Source organism: Serratia sp. HNCC26DJ206, assembly GCF_057180605.1.
The window spans coordinates 185,465-202,997 of record NZ_JBXUGP010000002.1; the positions used below are offsets into that span (position 1 = coordinate 185,465).

At 47.3% G+C, this 17,533-nt stretch carries 17 protein-coding genes; 8 read left to right on the forward strand and 9 right to left on the reverse strand.

The genetic code is table 11. From position 1 onward, the window contains the following. Positions 1-233: 233 nt before the first annotated feature. Together AC2A1E_RS02255 and AC2A1E_RS02260 are read left to right on the forward strand one after the other, a co-directional pair. On the forward strand, positions 234-803 hold the full coding sequence (locus AC2A1E_RS02255; protein WP_484382366.1) for a recombinase family protein: 570 nt from the start codon (positions 234-236) through the stop codon (positions 801-803). A gap of 129 nt (positions 804-932) precedes the next feature. After that, positions 933-2,222: a hypothetical protein gene (locus AC2A1E_RS02260; RefSeq protein ID WP_484382367.1), complete on the forward strand. Its 1,290-nt coding sequence runs from the start codon at positions 933-935 to the stop codon at positions 2,220-2,222. 157 nt (positions 2,223-2,379) lie between these two features. Here the strand turns inward: AC2A1E_RS02260 and AC2A1E_RS02265 are convergent, their stop codons facing one another. The 3 genes from AC2A1E_RS02265 to AC2A1E_RS02275 all read right to left on the reverse strand — a co-directional run bounded on the left by AC2A1E_RS02265 (position 2,380) and on the right by AC2A1E_RS02275 (position 4,001). Beyond that, on the reverse strand, positions 2,380-2,817 hold the full coding sequence (locus AC2A1E_RS02265) for a lysozyme inhibitor LprI family protein (protein ID WP_484382368.1): 438 nt from the start codon (positions 2,815-2,817) through the stop codon (positions 2,380-2,382). A gap of 159 nt (positions 2,818-2,976) precedes the next feature. Further along, on the reverse strand, positions 2,977-3,393 hold the full coding sequence (locus AC2A1E_RS02270; protein WP_484382369.1) for a hypothetical protein: 417 nt from the start codon (positions 3,391-3,393) through the stop codon (positions 2,977-2,979). 29 nt (positions 3,394-3,422) lie between these two features. Then, a complete protein-coding gene (locus AC2A1E_RS02275) occupies positions 3,423-4,001 on the reverse strand; it encodes a hypothetical protein (RefSeq protein ID WP_484382370.1) in 579 nt (192 codons plus the stop codon). Between the two features lie 616 nt (positions 4,002-4,617). Between AC2A1E_RS02275 and AC2A1E_RS02280 the strand changes: the two genes are divergently transcribed. Then, the gene (locus AC2A1E_RS02280; RefSeq protein ID WP_223499424.1) at positions 4,618-4,839 is read left to right on the forward strand and encodes a DUF2188 domain-containing protein; all 222 of its coding nucleotides are present in this window, start codon (positions 4,618-4,620) and stop codon (positions 4,837-4,839) included. Positions 4,840-5,278: 439 nt separating this feature from the next. Here the strand turns inward: AC2A1E_RS02280 and AC2A1E_RS02285 are convergent, their stop codons facing one another. The 3 genes from AC2A1E_RS02285 to AC2A1E_RS02295 all read right to left on the reverse strand — a co-directional run bounded on the left by AC2A1E_RS02285 (position 5,279) and on the right by AC2A1E_RS02295 (position 7,431). Continuing rightward, positions 5,279-6,340 (reverse strand): hypothetical protein, encoded by a 1,062-nt coding sequence (locus tag AC2A1E_RS02285; RefSeq protein ID WP_484382371.1) that lies wholly within the window; start codon positions 6,338-6,340, stop codon positions 5,279-5,281. Between the two features lie 170 nt (positions 6,341-6,510). Next, positions 6,511-6,942: a GNAT family N-acetyltransferase gene (locus AC2A1E_RS02290; protein WP_484382372.1), complete on the reverse strand. Its 432-nt coding sequence runs from the start codon at positions 6,940-6,942 to the stop codon at positions 6,511-6,513. Between the two features lie 9 nt (positions 6,943-6,951). Continuing rightward, positions 6,952-7,431 (reverse strand): tetratricopeptide repeat protein, encoded by a 480-nt coding sequence (locus AC2A1E_RS02295; protein ID WP_484382373.1) that lies wholly within the window; start codon positions 7,429-7,431, stop codon positions 6,952-6,954. Between the two features lie 218 nt (positions 7,432-7,649). Between AC2A1E_RS02295 and ypfM the strand changes: the two genes are divergently transcribed. Next, on the forward strand, positions 7,650-7,709 hold the full coding sequence (gene ypfM, locus AC2A1E_RS02300) for a protein YpfM (RefSeq protein ID WP_100396732.1): 60 nt from the start codon (positions 7,650-7,652) through the stop codon (positions 7,707-7,709). Positions 7,710-7,829: 120 nt separating this feature from the next. Here the strand turns inward: ypfM and acrD are convergent, their stop codons facing one another. Continuing rightward, positions 7,830-10,967, reverse strand: a complete 3,138-nt coding sequence (gene acrD, locus AC2A1E_RS02305) for a multidrug efflux RND transporter permease AcrD (protein WP_484382374.1) — start codon at positions 10,965-10,967, stop codon at positions 7,830-7,832. 202 nt (positions 10,968-11,169) lie between these two features. Between acrD and AC2A1E_RS02310 the strand changes: the two genes are divergently transcribed. Then, positions 11,170-11,448 (forward strand): winged helix-turn-helix domain-containing protein, encoded by a 279-nt coding sequence (locus AC2A1E_RS02310; protein WP_459401796.1) that lies wholly within the window; start codon positions 11,170-11,172, stop codon positions 11,446-11,448. Between the two features lie 26 nt (positions 11,449-11,474). On the opposite strand, the gene narL is transcribed toward AC2A1E_RS02310, so the two are convergent. Together narL and narQ are read right to left on the reverse strand one after the other, a co-directional pair. Then, on the reverse strand, positions 11,475-12,107 hold the full coding sequence (gene narL, locus AC2A1E_RS02315; protein ID WP_484382375.1) for a two-component system response regulator NarL: 633 nt from the start codon (positions 12,105-12,107) through the stop codon (positions 11,475-11,477). Between the two features lie 137 nt (positions 12,108-12,244). Further along, positions 12,245-13,927, reverse strand: a complete 1,683-nt coding sequence (narQ, locus tag AC2A1E_RS02320; protein ID WP_484382376.1) for a nitrate/nitrite two-component system sensor histidine kinase NarQ — start codon at positions 13,925-13,927, stop codon at positions 12,245-12,247. A 365-nt stretch (positions 13,928-14,292) separates the two neighbouring features. Between narQ and napF the strand changes: the two genes are divergently transcribed. Genes napF through napA form a run of 3 tightly spaced genes read left to right on the forward strand, consistent with a single transcriptional unit; the run spans position 14,293 to position 17,526 of the window. After that, positions 14,293-14,787 carry a ferredoxin-type protein NapF gene (gene napF / locus AC2A1E_RS02325; RefSeq protein WP_484382377.1) on the forward strand — a complete coding sequence of 165 codons (495 nt, stop codon included), beginning with the start codon at positions 14,293-14,295 and terminating at the stop codon, positions 14,785-14,787. Next, positions 14,777-15,043: a chaperone NapD gene (napD, locus tag AC2A1E_RS02330; RefSeq protein ID WP_459402739.1), complete on the forward strand. Its 267-nt coding sequence runs from the start codon at positions 14,777-14,779 to the stop codon at positions 15,041-15,043. The genes napF and napD overlap by 11 nt, the downstream gene beginning before the upstream one ends. Further along, complete coding sequence (gene napA, locus AC2A1E_RS02335; protein WP_484382378.1) at positions 15,040-17,526, forward strand: nitrate reductase catalytic subunit NapA; 2,487 nt, start codon at positions 15,040-15,042, stop codon at positions 17,524-17,526. Before napD ends, napA begins: the two co-directional genes overlap by 4 nt. Positions 17,527-17,533: the final 7 nt, after the last annotated feature.

Genomic DNA, 17,533 nt, shown 5'->3' on the forward strand with positions numbered 1-17,533 from the left:
AAAATAGCTACATTAATTTATAATTAGCAAGATAATTATTTCCTAAGAAATATTTCAGTCGCAGGTGATAGTCAATAGTTGAAAAAAGATGGGAGGGGCAAATCGAATATCTTTTAGGCACTCCCTACTGATACTCAGTAACGTTGTCTAAGTTAGTATCATTTACTCATTGAACCAATCTATATGATACTTTATCATAAAGGTAATCTAAATGAGACAAAAGGAACAGGATAATGATTTTCGGTTATGCTCGTGTATCGACAAAGGATCAAAATCTTGAACGTCAACTTTCAGTACTGAATTCTGTCTGTGATAAAGTCATAACTGAAAAAGCTTCAGGTAAGTCCACCAGCGAACGGCCCGAACTTCAAGGATTGATCTCACACCTAAGAGAAGGTGATACGCTGATCGTAAAGTCCATAGATCGTTTAGCCCGTAATACTAAGGATCTGCTTGAGTTGGTTGATAAGATGATTGAACAGGGCGTTACGGTTAAGTTCTTGGATAACTCAATGAGTTTTGACAACACCCCTTCATCACGATTGATTTTGACTCTTATGGGGGCTGTCGCAGAATTTGAACGCGGAATTATTGCTTCTCGTCGTGATGAGGGCATCGCCATAGCTAAAGAGGCTGGCAAATATAAAGGAAAACAAAAAAACCAAACCCTTCATGTTAAGATCATTGATATGCTTAAAACAGACAAGTATTCACCTGATGAAATAGCTAAACTTTGCGACTGTGGCAGGGCTACAGTGTTTCGAGTGAAAAAGGATATGTTAAGTATCGAACGTAGTACTTAATCATTTTGATTAAAACTCATTTATACATCATTCTAAGTTAGTATACATTATACTATTGGTATTTCTTGACCAAACTTTGATAACGGGTGTAACCTCTATTGACTCAAGGGGATCTCAGAGGACTAATCATTGGATGCTTCATTTAATCGCAGTATGATAACTGCTTTATCTAAAAGTTTTTTTTACTGTCCTGCAAATGGCTCTCCAAGTATTCAAGTAGGAAAGCCACATGAAGGAGACTTCATTTTTTGGCTTAAATACAGTGATGAAGCCATAAACAAATGTGCCAGCATCTTGATTAGAGAGTTTGGTAATGAATTAGGGATAAGCAATATTGAGAGTGCTAAAAATATAATTTTGAAGTTCTCTTCATATGCTTTTAATGCTATCGATGCCGATTTTTTTTCATTAAATTCCGAAGAAAAATCTGTTAGTGATATTCTTTCAGAAAAGCACAAAAGTAATCTTTGTATCATGTTCGATGACTACATTAAGTCGGAAAGAAAACTTCAACCGTACCTTTATACTCTCAGGTACTCTAATGCAAAGGGTGTAATTAATCTAAGCGATAATATATATATCTATGGATTTGGTGAAGTTGACAAACTACTTGATCATATTAAAAATAAATCTGGAATCGAAATTCCTCGTGATTTTTTAGCTGAAGAATATATCCAAAACGATCCTATTGGAAAATATGTTCGGCTACCAGATGCATCAGCAGTACTAATTTATGCATATTCAAAAGAAGAAGCAATAATATTGATTAATAGGTTGTTTGGTGCATTATGCCTTAATGTTGATTTTCCATTTAAAATTAATATGTTGGATGTAGATAATCGAATAAATTCGTTTGAAAAAACAAAGCTACATACAAGCGAATTTAGAGTGAATATTCCGGCCATTTATAAATTGAATATAACTCCTTTAGTTATCGATAATCTTGTGAAGATTTTTTCATCATCCAATAAAAGAGTTAATTCTGCACTTTCGTTCATTTCGCATGGATGGACAAACGATAAACGCGAACGATTTCTGAATCAATTTATAGCATTAGATGCTTTGTATGGTACTGCAAATGGGAATAAAGCCTCGATTAAAGGTGGGGTTTGTAGGGATGCTATTGCTATTGATAGTATCCAGTCAAAAATAGAAATAATATATGACCTTAGGTGCAAATTTATTCATGGAGAAATATCAGAGCTTTCAGATCATGGAAAGTATCTTAAGTTTGTAGATATGCATGGTATAGATCCTATTTACTCTCTTTTTGAAATACTAAAAGAATGCGTACTTAACTATGGTGGACTCTATGAAAGGAAGATAGATAGCAAAACTAAAGTCATGCATGTCCCTGTTGCTCTGATTCCTGAAGTTACTAAAATGATAGAATTGCATAAAATAATTGATTGCGAATAGAGAGTATATTCATAACTGACATAGTGACGTATTGGTTTTAATGAATTTCGTCCTTTCGATATCCATAAAAAATGCAGAGATTTTTAGTCTCCGCATTAAAGTACTGCATTATTATTTTTATAACTACATTTCCTTGGTGTTGACGTACTAACTATTATTATTCTTCGCCGGACATATTTGTACTGTTTCTTGATCTGTACAAATCAATAGCTTTGTCGCGAGTCACATTCATTTTAGATTCTGACATTACGATGCCCCAGATTGAACCACGTTCTTGGCTATAGAAGTCGCTCATAGCACTAATGTATGATTCTTTATATTTTACCCATGCCCGTTGTGAGTTGCGTAAGTTGGCTTGAATTTCTTTTGGCTGATCTTGAAGAAGTAGTTTATATTGCTTATTTAACTCTGCCTCCCAAGAGTCAGTAGCCGAGACATAGCAATCAGCAGTTTCCATTGTTGAAACCGCTGATACCTTACATTTAGCTAATTTATCATCAATATCTTTTCTTAACTCCTTTGAATAGGCAGTAGTACTTAATGATAGTAACAATGCAGTCATAATTAGTTTTTTAGCCATCATACGTTGTTTCATGGTTTGCCCTACATTCTCAATTTCTGGTTATTTCTCTAACAGATCTTTGTATGTTTTCCTATAAAGATACTATCCAGTATTTAGAGCCTCTTGTTAATGTGTTTTTGACAATATCAAGATTTAACATCCTTTGGCTCAATAATGTAGTAGATAGTAATGTTACTCTGGTTCGTGTTTTACATATATGGATTGATATTTTGATGCTTGATCTTGAAACACCATTCTTCCCTTGTCATCAAAGATCCTGATAGTTAAAATATCATTATCAGAGCTATTTCGTGCTTTTATTGAAAAGCTACTACCTAAATCAATAGCTAAAGAACCATTTTCATCATACCCGGCTTTATTCGGATGGTTTCCAGTTTGCATGTTATATATAGTAGAGGTTTTGTTAACAGTTATCTTCAAGTCAGACTCATAAAAACAGTTATCGACATATAAAGCTCCTAATTCTTTTGCCGAACTAACTGGGCCGCAGTTTATTAATGCAGTATACTCAGAGGCTAAAGTAGAATTGCTAAATGACAGTATATACATTATAAGAACAGCCAAAAGTACTTTCATTGCATTAGTCATTACTTGTATTTCCTTTTATCTATCTACTGTTACTGTTTTTTATGGCACTCATTTACTGCATGTGTAATCATTATAGCATCTAAGCTTGTTAACATATTCATTGCAGTAGGGCTATTACTAATCTTTAAAATACTTCTTATTTTTGTTTTAGAGATTTTGGATTCTTGTGTGTCTTCTGACTCGCCTTTTCGTGTGCAAATGTTTTCATCATCACAAAGAGTCTCTCCTAATGGTTGTGACCTTATCAAGCCGTTTCCGCCTTTTTCTGGATCTATAAATGAAATACTGAAGTCATTATTCGTAATTGTCAAAATTGCTGGTGTCTGCCAAGACTCTTTTGCTCCCGGTCTTACACCTAAGTATGTAAGTGTGCAATCATACTGTGAAACTGTATCTTTGATTTTTAGAGATTTATTACTTTTAGCATCAGGGAAAAAGTTACTTATGCCAATCATCATAGAAACTATAAAAACTAAACTACTTGATGATAAAGCAATTAGTAAAGTACTTAATTTTCCGCGTCCTTTTGCACGAGATCTTTTTGCCATTTTTTTATAACAAAAAATTGATAAGGCGAAGCAAAAAATAATAACTACGAATCCAACCATTTAAAACTATCCCCCTAAGTTAACTAACGCGAATCACGTTACCCTTGTGATCAACAGTAACTTTTACTGTCTTATGGCAATTGCGGCATTGGCCTACACCAGTACCATTTTTTGAAACACCTGTTTGAACAGTGGTAGTACTCCCACAGTGTGGGCAACTGATTGTAAAACTGATAGACATTTTATTTCCCCTTACTTTATTGATTTTGTTTGATAAATCATTGTCACAATGATAACGGATAAAAATTGATCTAGCAATATTTTCGATCGTAACGATCGATTTGATCTATGAAAGTGGTAAGTGAGGGTTTGTCAGTACAACAGTATTCAATCTGGTTTTTTCAGGGGTGATTGCTTAGTGCAGGCAGTAGCTTTCAGAGGAGTGCAGAAGTGGCTGAATCGGTCACTTTAGCTTCTGCAATGGTAGATTTAAGGAAGCGATAACGCTTCAGTACTGAATTGGTGTTGTTACTCGTAATGAGGGTAGGATCATGGTGGTGCAAGCCTACAGAGGACTGCATTAGATATTGAATTGAACACAAAAAACTACATGTAGTATTGATTTATTTTATTGGCACAATATTATGTGATTTCTACTTGGCATGAGGATGTACCAATGGGTAAAAATCAGCATGTTGTACCACATAATGGTCAGTGGGCTGTTCGTGGGGAAGGTAATCAGAAAGTGACATCTATTCATTCGACACAACAGCAAGCGATTGATGCGGGGAGAGAGATATCCCGCAATCAAGAAAGTGAGCTGGTGATCCACCGCCCCAATGGTCAGATTCGTGATAAGGATTCTCACGGAAAAGATCCATACCCACCAAAAGGTTAAGCTGAGGGAGCCGAAAGGCTCCTTTTTTCATACATTTTATGATGTTACTTAACAACGAACCTTTAACTACTTCTCTTTAGTCATCATGCCGTAATTATTTGTTTCTTTTGCATAAAACGCCTTTCACTAAAGTTTGTGTAATGTTCAATGTATTTTTATGCCAAACATAGTGAGTAATGTGTGGTGCGGTTTGTCTGCCATGGAGTAAATGCTACCTTATCTTATCGTCAAAATCTGTATCGAGCGGTGATAGTGCTAATACGCCCCATAACTTATGTCGCTCGGTGATGTAAGAGATAATGCTGGAAAACGGGGTTTAGATCCAGATAACGGGTATTATAATTTGATCTAAGAGTGCTTAAAATTCCGCCTGAAAAAATATCTCCAACTGAATAATATTTTGCGTGGTTGGTTAGGATAGTTTTGCAAGACTGGATGGTTATTTTTTTTGGTACTCTCTTCTTGCATTTACATACGTTCTTAATAGCGACATATACTTTAGCATGGACTCTTTTAATTCTTTATTTTCCTTGAGATTTATACTGGTAATGTCTAGTACGTAAATAATAAAATCATAAATTTTCCTGATCGCCCAATTGACCTCTGAATAAGTTTTCTCTATATCTAATTTTATTGGTGGTTTTTCTGAATATATCATTTTTATAATTCTTCCATTACGACAATAAGCATAGAACAATGAGAGGATGGACTCCATTCCATCATTCATGATGGTTATTTTTTCTTGTATATCTTTGGTTTTATTTTTATTCATTAAATCTAAAGCATCTTTTTTTTCAATGTGGTTTTTCCTATTGAAATCGACGATTTTTTCAGTAAGGTTTTTTATAAACTCCTCTGAGTATTTACTATTATAGCCATGAGTTATAGATGATTGCGGAAAAATATCCTGATACAACTTGCTTGGTCTTATTATTGATATGCTATTTTCTTTCAAGATCTTTATCGTTGACTGCTGATTTATTTCCAATAGTAAGTTTTTGAATTCTTCTGTAATGTACTTATGATGGCTATAGTAGCTATCCGCGATATTTTTAAACTCTATTGTCTCGATTTGTTTTTTGGTTTGAATGGTTCTATGGATGTTTGAAATAATCACTGCTAAAGCTGCGCTGAGCGCGGAGATATATAAAGGAACTGCGCTGTCCTTTAATAAATTATTTAATCCATTGGTTGTCAATGAGTAGTTGTTATCTTTTGTGATTAAATATTCTAAGATAATGGAGATGATAAGGGGTAATAAAATTGACCACCAAAAAAGAGGTTGCTTATCCAAGCTTTTTTCATTTAGTTGCATTCGTCGCCATACATTCCCGGGGGCGTTCCAGAGATCATCCCATATGTGATTCGATAGTTCAAACCAAATGACTTTTTTGAAGTTATGCTTGGTGATACGTTCACCTGATCTTTTACTCTCCCGATCGGAAAAAGTAGTTATTATCACATAAGTAATAGCTACAATGTAAATTACTATAATACTCATTGTTTGCTCACTATATAAATTGATGCTGAGAATTTCTTAGCCATTGGCTCAGAATTAAAAATTCTTAACTTCATTGTTAATTTATTAACCTTAATTTACAGAAAAATGATACTAAACGTAACAGCAGAAGGCAAATTCTCAGCAAATGTCAGGAGGAGAGAATGTGAGTTTCAGCGAACATAACCGCCATTCTGCAAACGTTCAAGCGCTGTTCCTGCTGCGTAGACCATTCCGGTTGTCAGATCGTGGAAGCCGTATTTGTTATAAAATGCCAGCTTGTCCGGCACCGAATAGATGAATACCTTGCCGAGTGGAGCCAGATCCTGCATCACGCGCGTCATTAACTGATGGCCATAGCCATGCCCCTGAAAACGAGGGTGGATAACCACATCCGCCAGATAAGCGACCGACGTCATATCGCTGATGGCATGAGCGGTCGCCATCAGTTCACCATTAATAAACCCGAAATAACAAAACTGACTATTTTGATAGACCTGCTGCATCACCTGCGGGTCACGTTTGCCTAATCCGGCAGCTTCCAGCAATTCTGCCAACCGTTGCCAGTCAATGCGGCAACGATTGAGGTCAACAATTATCTCCACGGTTGGCTCCTAACTGATGCGATCCAGATCCGTCGCATATTGACGGATCGCGCGTTGGTAGTGGCTGATAGCGCTGTGGGAGGAGGTTTCTGCCAACAGCAGTAGCAAATCGGCTATGGCCTGTTTGGTTTCACCCAGATTATAGAGCGTCATGGCGCGGAACAGGGTGATCTCTTTGGCCTGAGGAAATTCACTTAAGCCACTGTCGAAAGTAGCCAGTGATTTCTGATAATCCCCCAGTGCGCGGTAGGTGCTGCCTAAGCCGAGCCAGGCCTCTTGGCGCTGTTGTGCTGGCAACTCGTATTGCAACGCGGCGAGATAGCAGGGAATGGCCTGCTGTTCAAAGCCCTGCACATCGTAAAGACAGGCTAACTGATAGTGCAGCGTGGCATCCTCTGGTGTCTGTTGCAGCATCAGTTGCACGAGCTCGCTGGCTTCCTGATAGCGGCCCTGCTCTTTCAGCTGTTCGATAGTGAACGTCGGGGACATGACATTGCCTTTAATGGAGGTTTTTTTAACCCTTTGGCACGCTACTACGGAAGAATTAATCGCACAAGGGAAGATAAAATTTACCCAGCATGCTGATTAATTTGAAAATGTGCGCTGTCCCCAGTTTTGATGAATGGCACCGTTCCCAAAAGGCTTCACGTGGTTAAAAAATGGGCGTAGAATTTGAAGTGATTTTTAATGGAGGCAGTAAAGTAATTATGGTTGATCGCGAGTTAGGAAACTGGAAAGACTTCATTGACGAGATGTTAGGTAACTAACACCGGCTTGAAGCTTACAACAAGGCAGTTGATTGGTTTTTTACTTAAAACACCTTGGGTACAAAATATAAGTTGTAATAAAGCAGCATCGGTTCTCTGATGCTGCTTTTTTTACGTGCATTATTCGCTGCGTTTCTCTGCCTGTTTTTGCACGGCAGGTTTGCCTGGGAAACGGCGGCGCACTAGAACAAAGAACAACGGAACAAAGAAGATGGCCAATACCGTGGCGGAAATCATGCCGCCCATCACGCCGGTACCGACAGCGTGTTGGCTGCCTGAACCGGCACCGGAACTGATGGTCATGGGCAACACGCCGAAGATAAAGGCCAGTGAGGTCATCAAAATCGGGCGTAAACGCATGCGTGAGGCTTCCAGCGTGGCGGCCATCAGATCTTGCCCTTTGTGATTGAGTTCATTGGCGAATTCGACGATCAGGATAGCGTTTTTGGCAGACAGCCCGATAATCGTCAATAGCCCAACCTGGAAGTAAACGTCGTTCTCCAGCCCGCGCAGCCAGGTTGCCGCTACGGCACCGATCACCCCAAGCGGCACGACCAGCATGACCGAGAAAGGAATCGACCAGCTCTCATACAGGGCCGCCAGACACAGGAACACCACCAGCAGCGAGATGGCATACAGCGCCGGAGCCTGGGAGCCCGACAGCCGTTCCTGATAAGACATGGCGGTCCATTCGAGGCCAAAACCGACCGGCAACCGGCTGACGAGTTTTTCCATCTCGATCATCGCGGTGCCGGTACTGACACCGGCAGCGGCTTCACCGACAATTTCGACCGTTGAACTGCCGTTATAGCGTTCCAGGCGCGGTGAGCCGAAATTCCAATGCGAAGTGGCAAAGGCGGAGAATGGCACCATGCCACCGCTGCTGTTGCGCACGAACCACTTATTGATGTCTTCCGGCAGCATGCGGAAAGGCGCATCGGCTTGTACATATACTTTCTTCACCCGGCCACGATCGACAAAGTCGTTCACGTAGGTTGACCCCCAGGCGGTGGATAGCGTGCTGTTGATATCGTTAATGGCAACGCCCAGCGCCTGTGCTTTGCGTTGATCGATATCGATTTGCAACTGCGGGCTATCGTCCAAGCCGTTATGGCGCACGCGGGACAACTGAGGGTTTTTCCCCGCCAGTTGCAGCAACTGGTCGCGCGCTGCCATCAGTTTATCGTGGCCTTGCCCGGCATGATCTTCCAACTGCATATCAAAGCCCGCAGCGTTACCCAGCCCGGTAATCGCCGGCGGGCTGCTGGCGATGACTCTGGCTTCGTTAATCTTACTGAAAGCCTGGGTGGCGCGATCGATGATAGCGAACGAGCTATTGTCCCCCGAGGTACGTAATTCCCACGCTTTCAGGCGGATAAACATCCGCGCCACATTCTGCCCATTTCCCCCGGGGCCGGAGCCAATGGTAGCGAACACCGACAGCACGTTATCTTTTTCCTTGCTCAGGAAATAGTGCTCTATCTTTTCCACCACTTTGGTGGTTTGTTGCAGGGTTGAACCCGTTGGCAATTGCACCTGTACGGTGAAGACGCCACGGTCTTCCTGTGGCAGGAACGAGGTGGGCAACTTAAGGAACAACAACGCCATCCCGCCGAGCAACAGCAGGTAAATCATCAGATAGCGAAGGCTGTGGTGCAGCACGCGCGCCACGCCGCGCTCATAGCGTTCGGCGTTACGGTTGAACATCCAGTTGAACCAGCCGAAGAAGCCACGCTTGCCGTGATGATGGCCTTTGGTTACCGGTTTCAGCAGGGTAGCGCACAGCGCCGGAGTCAGGATCATCGCCACCAGCACGGAAAGCACCATGGCGGAAACGATAGTGATCGAGAACTGGCGATAAATCGCGCCGGTCGTGCCGCCGAAGAAAGCCATGGGAATAAACACCGCTGAAAGCACCATGGCAATCCCCACCAAGGCACCCTGGATCTGCCCCATGGATTTACGCGTTGCGTCGCGCGGAGATAGCCCCTCTTCACTCATTACGCGCTCAACGTTTTCCACTACCACGATGGCATCGTCCACCAGCAGGCCGATCGCCAATACCATCGCGAACATCGTCAGGGTATTAATGCTGTAACCGAAAGCGGCAAGAATGGTGAAGGTGCCCAGCAGCACCACCGGCACGGCGATGGTCGGGATCAGCGTAGCGCGGAAGTTCTGCAGGAACAGATACATCACCAGGAACACCAGCGCGATGGCTTCCAGCAGCGTTTTCACTACGTCTCTAATCGAGGCTTTGACGAACGGGGTGGTTTCATAGGCCACCTTCGCCTCCAGCCCCGGCGGGAAAAATTTTGCCAGCTCAGCGATTTTATCTTTTACCAGCTGATCGGTTTGCAGTTCGTTAGCGCCGGAAGCCAATTTGATATTCATCCCGGCGGCCTGCAGGCCATTATAGCGGCTGAGGAAGTTGTAGTTTTCACCGCCGAGTTCAACGGTGGCCACATCACCGAGCGTGACCAGTGAACCATCCCGGTTGACGCGCAGGGTGATCTCACGGAATTGTTCTGGCGTCTGCAACTGGGATTGCGCATTGATAGTGGCGTTAAGCGCCTGTTTGTCTACTGACGGTGTCCCCCCCAATTGGCCTACCGCCACCTGGGCGTTCTGTGAGCCGATCGCACTCACCACATCCTGCGTGGTCAACTGATAGCTGGTGAGTTTGTTAGGATCCAGCCAGATGCGCATCGCGTACTGCGAGCCGTAAACGTCCATACTACCCACACCGTCGATCCGGCTGAGTGGGTCTTGCAGGTTAGAGACGATGTAATCGGCAATATCCTGCTTATCCATGCTGCCGTCGGTAGAGACGAAAGCCACCATCATCAGCGTGGTATCGCCGGATTTGGAGACCGACACCCCTTGCTGCTGCACCGCTTGCGGTAAGCGCTTTAACGCCCCCTGTAGCTGGTTCTGCACCTGCTGCATCGCTTGATTGGGGTCGGTGCCGGCGTTGAACGTCAGCGTCACGCTGGCCTGACCGGTGTTGGTGCTCTGCGACGACATATACATCATGTTGTCGAGGCCGGTCATGTTCTGTTCGATAATCTGGGTAACGGTGTTTTCCAGCGTTTGCGCTGAAGCCCCAGGATAAGTGGCACTGATACGCACATTAGGCGGAGCGAGATTCGGGTATTGTTCGACAGGCAGCGAAAAAATCGCCAAGGTGCCTGTCAGGCAAAGAATAATTGCCAGAACCCAGGCAAAAATAGGGCGGTCAATGAAAAAATTGGCCATGCAGCATGAACCTCGTTATGACTTGTTATATTTTTGATAGCAGCAGTTATGCTTATACCGCCTGGCAGGATCCAGACGCCATTGCACTTTACTCGTGATAGGCAGGGAAAGCGTGGAGAAAAAATGGAGATAATGTAAATAACAGTGCTCGTCATCTACATTTATTGCAGAGTGAATGAAATTATCGCAGCAGGAGTTTGGCATGGAAATTAACCCGGTATTTGCCCGTCGTCTTTATCTTTGTTGGCTAATCAACCACACTGAACGGCCTAATGTTCCGCGCCTGATGGAGTTGACCGGTTGGCCGCGCCGTACATTACAGGATGTGTTAAAAGCCTTGCCCGGTTTGGGCGTGGAATTGCAGTTTGTTCAGCAGGGAGTGCGTAATAACGACGGTTTCTATCAGCTTGAAAACTGGGGGCCGTTAAATAAAAGCTGGGTTAACCAACATCATCTGGCGCTGCTGGCTGCGATCGAATAAATGTTCCCCGGCACGCCGGGGACGCATTATTGGCTCTTGTATTCCAGATACAAGACGGTGGCCGCCACGCGCGAACGCACGTTGAGCTTACGTAGCATGTTGCGAATATGCACCTTCACCGTTTCTTCAGAAATGTGCAATTGCGCCGCCACCTGCTTGTTTGACATCCCGCGCGCCACTTCCTGTAACACATCCAATTCACGTTCGGTCAGATCGGCAAACGGATCGTGCTGTTCGCTGCGCGATGCCAGATAGTCGACCACCGCTTCGCTTATCACATTCTTGCCTTCGGCGGCTTCACGGATATGCTCCAGCAACTGCTCGGGCTCGCTGTCTTTCAGCAGATAACCATCGGCACCGGCATCGATTAACGCATACACATCGCTGCGCGCATCGGAGACCGTCAGCACGATGATGCGGGCATCCACATCATCGTCACGCAAGGCTTTCAGCGTATCCAGCCCGGAGAGGCCTTTCATGTTGAGATCAAGCAGAATGACTTCTGGCGTCAATTGCCCGGCTAACGTGATGGCTTCGTTACCATTGCTGGCTTCCGCCACGACGGTAAACGTGGGGTCCAGCCCAAGCAACTGTTTGATGCCCCGGCGCATCAGTGGGTGATCGTCAACGATCATGACCTTGTAATTTTTCATCACCATGAAACATGCTCCCTGTAGCGAGTAAAACCACACAAGTGCCGGAGAGGGCACTTGGCTGTTAATCACAGAGCGGCGTTGGGTGCCGCAGATATTTTTAAAGGGTTACTACTGCTCAGCAGCAACGGATAAACCATCCCTTAAGGCGGAAAAATCAGGCAGATCTCTGTGCCTTTTTCTTTACCGCGCCGGATGTGTAACTTCCCCCCCAGGCGCGTCGCCCGTTCGCTCATAATGGTCAAGCCGTAATGGCCTTCCGGTTCGTCCAGGCTGTCGATGCCGGAACCATCATCGCAGATAGTGATCTGATTATCGCCCTCTGGCGAGAGTTCGCAGCGAATCACAATTTCCTGCGCATCGGCGTGCTTGATGGCATTCAGTACCGCTTCACGCACGATCTGTAGTGCGTGAACCTGTTGCTGCGCATTCAGCGCCTGCGAGGCTAGTCGGCAGTGTAACTGAATCCTTGTGCTGGTCAGAAGCTTTAATGGCTCCAGCACCTGCTTCAGCGCCGCATTGAGATCGGCGTCCTGAATGCTCAGGCGGAAGGTAGTCAGCAATTCACGCAACTGGCGGTAAGCATCGGCCAGTGCCCGGTCAAAGTCATCAATAATCTCGTGAGCGGCAGGCGGGCTATCCACCAGCGTACGTTTCAGCAAGGTGAGCTGGATACGCAGAAACGTCAGGGCCTGGGCCAGTGAATCATGCAGTTCGCGGGCAATGGTGGCGCGTTCTTCCATCAGCAGAAATTGCATATGCTGCTTCTGCGCGCGATTGAAGTAGACGCTGCGGCTGAGCATATTCGCCACGCTCTGCATCAGGTGCGGGTGGGGCGGTTGCTGTTGTTGTTGCCAACTGAGGCTACCCAGCGGTTTGTTGTCCTGCATAATGGCGATCGCCTGCCATTCCTGCTCCGCCAGCGGTTCACCGCTGCCGATCTGCCATTGGCTGAGGTTGTCTTCCACATTCAGCCGAATGCATTGCAGTTGTTCACTCAGGCGCACAATACGCAACACCTTCTCGAACGCCCGCTGGTCAAGTTGCCCGGCGCTCAGCGCTTGTGAACAGCTGTAAAGTACTTCCAGCGTGCGGTTGGCCTGCTGTAGGCGCTCGGTTTTTTCCTGCACCTTATATTCCAGCGACTTATACAGCTTGGCCAGTTCGCCGGACATAGCGGTGAACGCCTGCGATAATACCCCCAGTTCATTCGGTAACGATATGTCGAGCGGCGGATGGTTAAAATCGCGCTGCTGCATATGCTGGCTGGCATCCACCAGACGTTTCAGCGGCGTCACCACCTGGCGGCGCATAAAACGGATGCAGAACAGCACCAGGGCCACGATAGCGATATACCCCATGACGCTGATCGTCGCCACAATGCTCAGTTTGGTTTCGGAATAGCGCTGTAGTGCCAGCACAAAATGGTCGATCTGATTGACGTAGCTGGCCACGTTGGCCTGATAGTTTTCTGCATGTCCGGCCTGGATCTGCTTTTCCAGCGTCAGCCAGGATTGACGCAGCGTCAGGTATTTTTCCCGCACGTCTCTTGGCACGTAAAAACGATCGAGCTTGAGCAGGGCAGGTGCCAGCAGCGATTGCTGATATTGCAACAGGTGCTCGTTCACCTCAGCGGAACCGTTGGTCAGTTCATATGCTAAGCGATAGCTTTGCATGCGCAGGGAACCGGCAATATTTACGGCCTCCGCATCGCGCAGGCTATCGGCCACGGTGGTCAGCGCCAGCCCGGTAGACAGCACCGATAGTATCACGATACCGATCAGCGCCTTGGCCATGCTTCCTATCACTGAGCGTTTTACGAGCAATTAAGCGTCCTTATCTTCTATGAGCGGGCCAAGCCATCGAATTTCATTCGTAAGCAGAATGATAACCTTTACGGCACCAAATCACCGCGATTTTCGTCAAACTGTCGGTGCGGATCGATAGGGGAGCGCTATATAACTAAATAAATAACGGTCGCGTAAAAATCCTTGCAAGAAACCCCTCTAAGCATTGCCAGAGATTGATCTGGCGCAATCAACCTAGTGATTTACCCATAAAGAGTGATTATTTCCCCCTGGTGTTCAGCCTATTTTGTCCCTGCCCCTACAGGGGTTTTGAGACAAAAATAACAAAATTACCGAGTCATTTTTATACGCAGTGCGTATTTCTAACACTAAGGATAAACCGCATGGCCGAATTGTCGCGACGCAAACTGCTCAGCGGACAATGGCGTCATCATTCTGATGCGATCCGTCCCCCATGGTCGCGCGAAGCTCCTCTCTTTCTTGCTGGTTGCACCCGATGCCAGGCGTGTATCAACGCCTGTGAAACCGGCGTGTTGATCGTCGGCAGCGGTGGTTTTCCTGAAGTTGATTTCCAACGTGCGGAGTGCACCTTTTGCCGCCAGTGTGCAAAAGCGTGTGAAGCACCGCTGTTTTATCCGCCGCAATACCCGCCTTGGCAGCAGGTGGCCACCTTTACCGCTCGCTGTCTGGCGTTGCAGGGCATTGAGTGCCGCAGTTGCCAGGATAACTGTGAAACTCAGGCAATCCGTTTCCGACCACAGTTGGGCGGGATAGCTAAACCGGAGCTTGATGCGGCGGCCTGTAGCGGTTGTGGTGCTTGTGTCGCCGGTTGCCCGGCGGCGGCGATTGCGATAACCCGGAGTGAAAATAATGAATAACGAATGGCATGTGAGCGGGTTGATGGTTCAGGCCCGGCCGGAAAAGTTTCCAGGGTTGATCCCAGCGCTGCTGGCCATCCCAGAGACGGAAATTCCGGTACAAGATCAACAGCAGGGCAAGTTGGTGGTAGTGATGCAGGCAGCACGCTCACAGGCGTTGCTGGAAAAAATTGAGTCGGTGCGTGATTTGGATGGCGTACTGGCGGTGTCGCTGGTTTATCACCAGCAGGATGAGCAAGATGAGGTAACGCCATGAAACTCAGTCGTCGAGACTTCATGAAAGCTAACGCCGCAGCGGCCGCCGCTGCGGCTGCCGGGCTGACGATCCCAACGGTCGCTCAGGCCGTGGTCGGTGGTGCCGATGAAATCAAATGGGACAAAGCGCCTTGCCGTTTCTGCGGCACCGGCTGCGGCGTGCTGGTGGGTACACAGAATGGCCGCATTGTCGCCTCGCAGGGCGATCCGGATGCGCCAGTCAACCGTGGCCTGAACTGTATCAAAGGCTATTTCCTGCCGAAAATCATGTACGGCAAAGACCGCCTGACGCAGCCGCTGCTGCGAATGAAAAACGGCCAGTATGATAAAGAAGGCGAGTTCACGCCAATCGGTTGGGAACAGGCTTTCGATATCATGGCCGAGAAGTTCAAAGGGGCGCTGAAAGAGAAGGGCCCTGATGCGGTGGGCATGTTCGGTTCCGGCCAGTGGACGATCTGGGAAGGTTACGCCGCTGCCAAGCTGTTCAAGGCCGGTTTGCGCTCCAATAACCTCGATCCGAACGCGCGCCACTGCATGGCTTCAGCAGTGGTGGGTTTTATGCGCACCTTCGGCATGGACGAGCCGATGGGCTGCTACGACGATATCGAGCAGGCCGACGCGTTCGTGCTGTGGGGTTCCAACATGGCGGAAATGCACCCGATCCTCTGGTCGCGCATCACCAACCGCCGCTTGGGCAACGACAAGGTCAACGTCTCTGTGCTTTCGACCTTTGAACACCGTAGCTTTGAGCTGGCGGATAACGCCATGGTGTTCACCCCGCAGACCGATCTGGCGATCATGAATTACATCGCCAACTACATTATTCAGAACAACGCGGTCGATCAGGAGTTCCTCAAGCAGCACGTCAATATTCGCAAGGGCGCGACCGATATCGGTTACGGCCTGCGTCCGACGCATCCGCTGGAAAAAGCCGCCAAGAATCCGGGTAGCGACGCCTCGGAGCCAATGAGCTTCGACGATTACAAAGCCTTCGTTGCGGAATATACGCTGGAAAAAGCCGCCGAAATGAGCGGCGTGCCGAAAGATCAACTGGAAACGCTGGCGAAGCTGTATGCCGACCCGAAGGTGAAAGTGGTGTCTTACTGGACCATGGGCTTTAATCAGCATACGCGCGGCGTGTGGGCCAATAACCTGTGTTACAACCTGCACCTGCTGACCGGCAAGATCTCCAAACCGGGCTGCGGGCCGTTCTCGCTTACCGGCCAGCCTTCTGCCTGCGGCACTGCGCGCGAAGTGGGGACCTTCTCCCACCGCCTGCCGGCAGACATGGTGGTCACCAACGAAAAACACCGCCAGATCGCCGAAAAAATCTGGCAGCTACCGGCTGGCACCATTCCAGAAAAAGTCGGACTGCATGCGGTCGCTCAAGACCGCGCGCTGAAAGACGGCAAGCTGAATGCCTACTGGGTGATGTGTAACAACAACATGCAGGCCGGGCCGAATATCAACGAAGAACGTATGCCGGGATGGCGCGATCCGCGCAACTTTATCGTGGTCTCCGATCCCTACCCGACGGTGAGTGCGCTGGCGGCGGATCTGATCCTGCCAACCGCCATGTGGGTCGAGAAAGAAGGGGCTTACGGTAACGCCGAGCGCCGCACCCAGTTCTGGCGTCAGCAGGTGAAAGCGCCGGGCGAGGCCAAATCTGACCTGTGGCAACTGGTGGAATTCGCCAAGCGTTTCAAGGTGGAAGAAGTGTGGCCAGCGGAACTGCTGAATCAGAAGCCGGAATACCGTGGCAAAACCCTGTATGACGTGCTGTTTGCCAACGGCGAAGTCAACAAATACAAGCTGGAAGAGATCCCGGCGGCTCAGCTGAACGACGAAGCGCGTGACTTCGGCTATTACCTCCAGAAAGGGCTGTTTGAAGAGTATGCCGGTTTTGGGCGCGGCCATGGTCACGACTTGGCGGCGTTCGACATGTACCACCAGGCGCGCGGCCTGCGTTGGCCGGTGGTCGATGGCAAAGAAACCCTGTGGCGTTACCGCGAAGGCACCGATCCTTATGTGAAAGCAGGTGAGAGCGTGCGTTTCTACGGCAAGCCAGACGGCAAAGCGGTGATCTTCGCGCTGCCGTTCGAACCGGCGGCCGAAAGCCCGGATCAGGAATATGACCTGTGGCTGTCTACCGGCCGCGTGCTGGAGCACTGGCATACCGGTTCCATGACGCGCCGCGTGCCAGAGTTGCACCGTGCCTTCCCGGAAGCGGTGTTGTTTATCCATCCGCTGGACGCCAAAGAGCGCAACCTGCGCCGGGGTGACAGAGTGAAAGTGCTGTCACGCCGTGGTGAAGTGGTGAGCACCGTGGAAACCCGTGGCCGTAACCGCCCGCCGAAGGGGCTGGTGTATATGCCGTTCTTTGATGCGGCGCAGTTGGTCAATAACCTGACGCTGGATGCTACCGATCCGCTGTCAAAAGAGACCGATTACAAGAAGTGTGCGGTAAAACTGGAGAAGGTATAAGGCTAAC

Excerpts from the sequence above, each read along its gene's own strand:
- napF (WP_484382377.1), top strand. The coding sequence starts at position 14,293 with ATGGCCGAATTGTCGCGACGCAAACTGCTCAGCGGACAATGGCGTCAT.
- AC2A1E_RS02265 (WP_484382368.1), bottom strand. The coding sequence starts at position 2,817 with ATGAAACAACGTATGATGGCTAAAAAACTAATTATGACTGCATTGTTA.
- napA (WP_484382378.1), top strand. The coding sequence starts at position 15,040 with ATGAAACTCAGTCGTCGAGACTTCATGAAAGCTAACGCCGCAGCGGCC.
- AC2A1E_RS02270 (WP_484382369.1), bottom strand. The coding sequence starts at position 3,393 with ATGACTAATGCAATGAAAGTACTTTTGGCTGTTCTTATAATGTATATA.
- narL (WP_484382375.1), bottom strand. The coding sequence starts at position 12,107 with ATGGTGATGAAAAATTACAAGGTCATGATCGTTGACGATCACCCACTG.
- acrD (WP_484382374.1), bottom strand. The coding sequence starts at position 10,967 with ATGGCCAATTTTTTCATTGACCGCCCTATTTTTGCCTGGGTTCTGGCA.
- AC2A1E_RS02275 (WP_484382370.1), bottom strand. The coding sequence starts at position 4,001 with ATGGTTGGATTCGTAGTTATTATTTTTTGCTTCGCCTTATCAATTTTT.
- AC2A1E_RS02280 (WP_223499424.1), top strand. The coding sequence starts at position 4,618 with ATGGGTAAAAATCAGCATGTTGTACCACATAATGGTCAGTGGGCTGTT.
- AC2A1E_RS02255 (WP_484382366.1), top strand. The coding sequence starts at position 234 with ATGATTTTCGGTTATGCTCGTGTATCGACAAAGGATCAAAATCTTGAA.
- AC2A1E_RS02285 (WP_484382371.1), bottom strand. The coding sequence starts at position 6,340 with ATGAGTATTATAGTAATTTACATTGTAGCTATTACTTATGTGATAATA.
- AC2A1E_RS02295 (WP_484382373.1), bottom strand. The coding sequence starts at position 7,431 with ATGTCCCCGACGTTCACTATCGAACAGCTGAAAGAGCAGGGCCGCTAT.
- AC2A1E_RS02310 (WP_459401796.1), top strand. The coding sequence starts at position 11,170 with ATGGAAATTAACCCGGTATTTGCCCGTCGTCTTTATCTTTGTTGGCTA.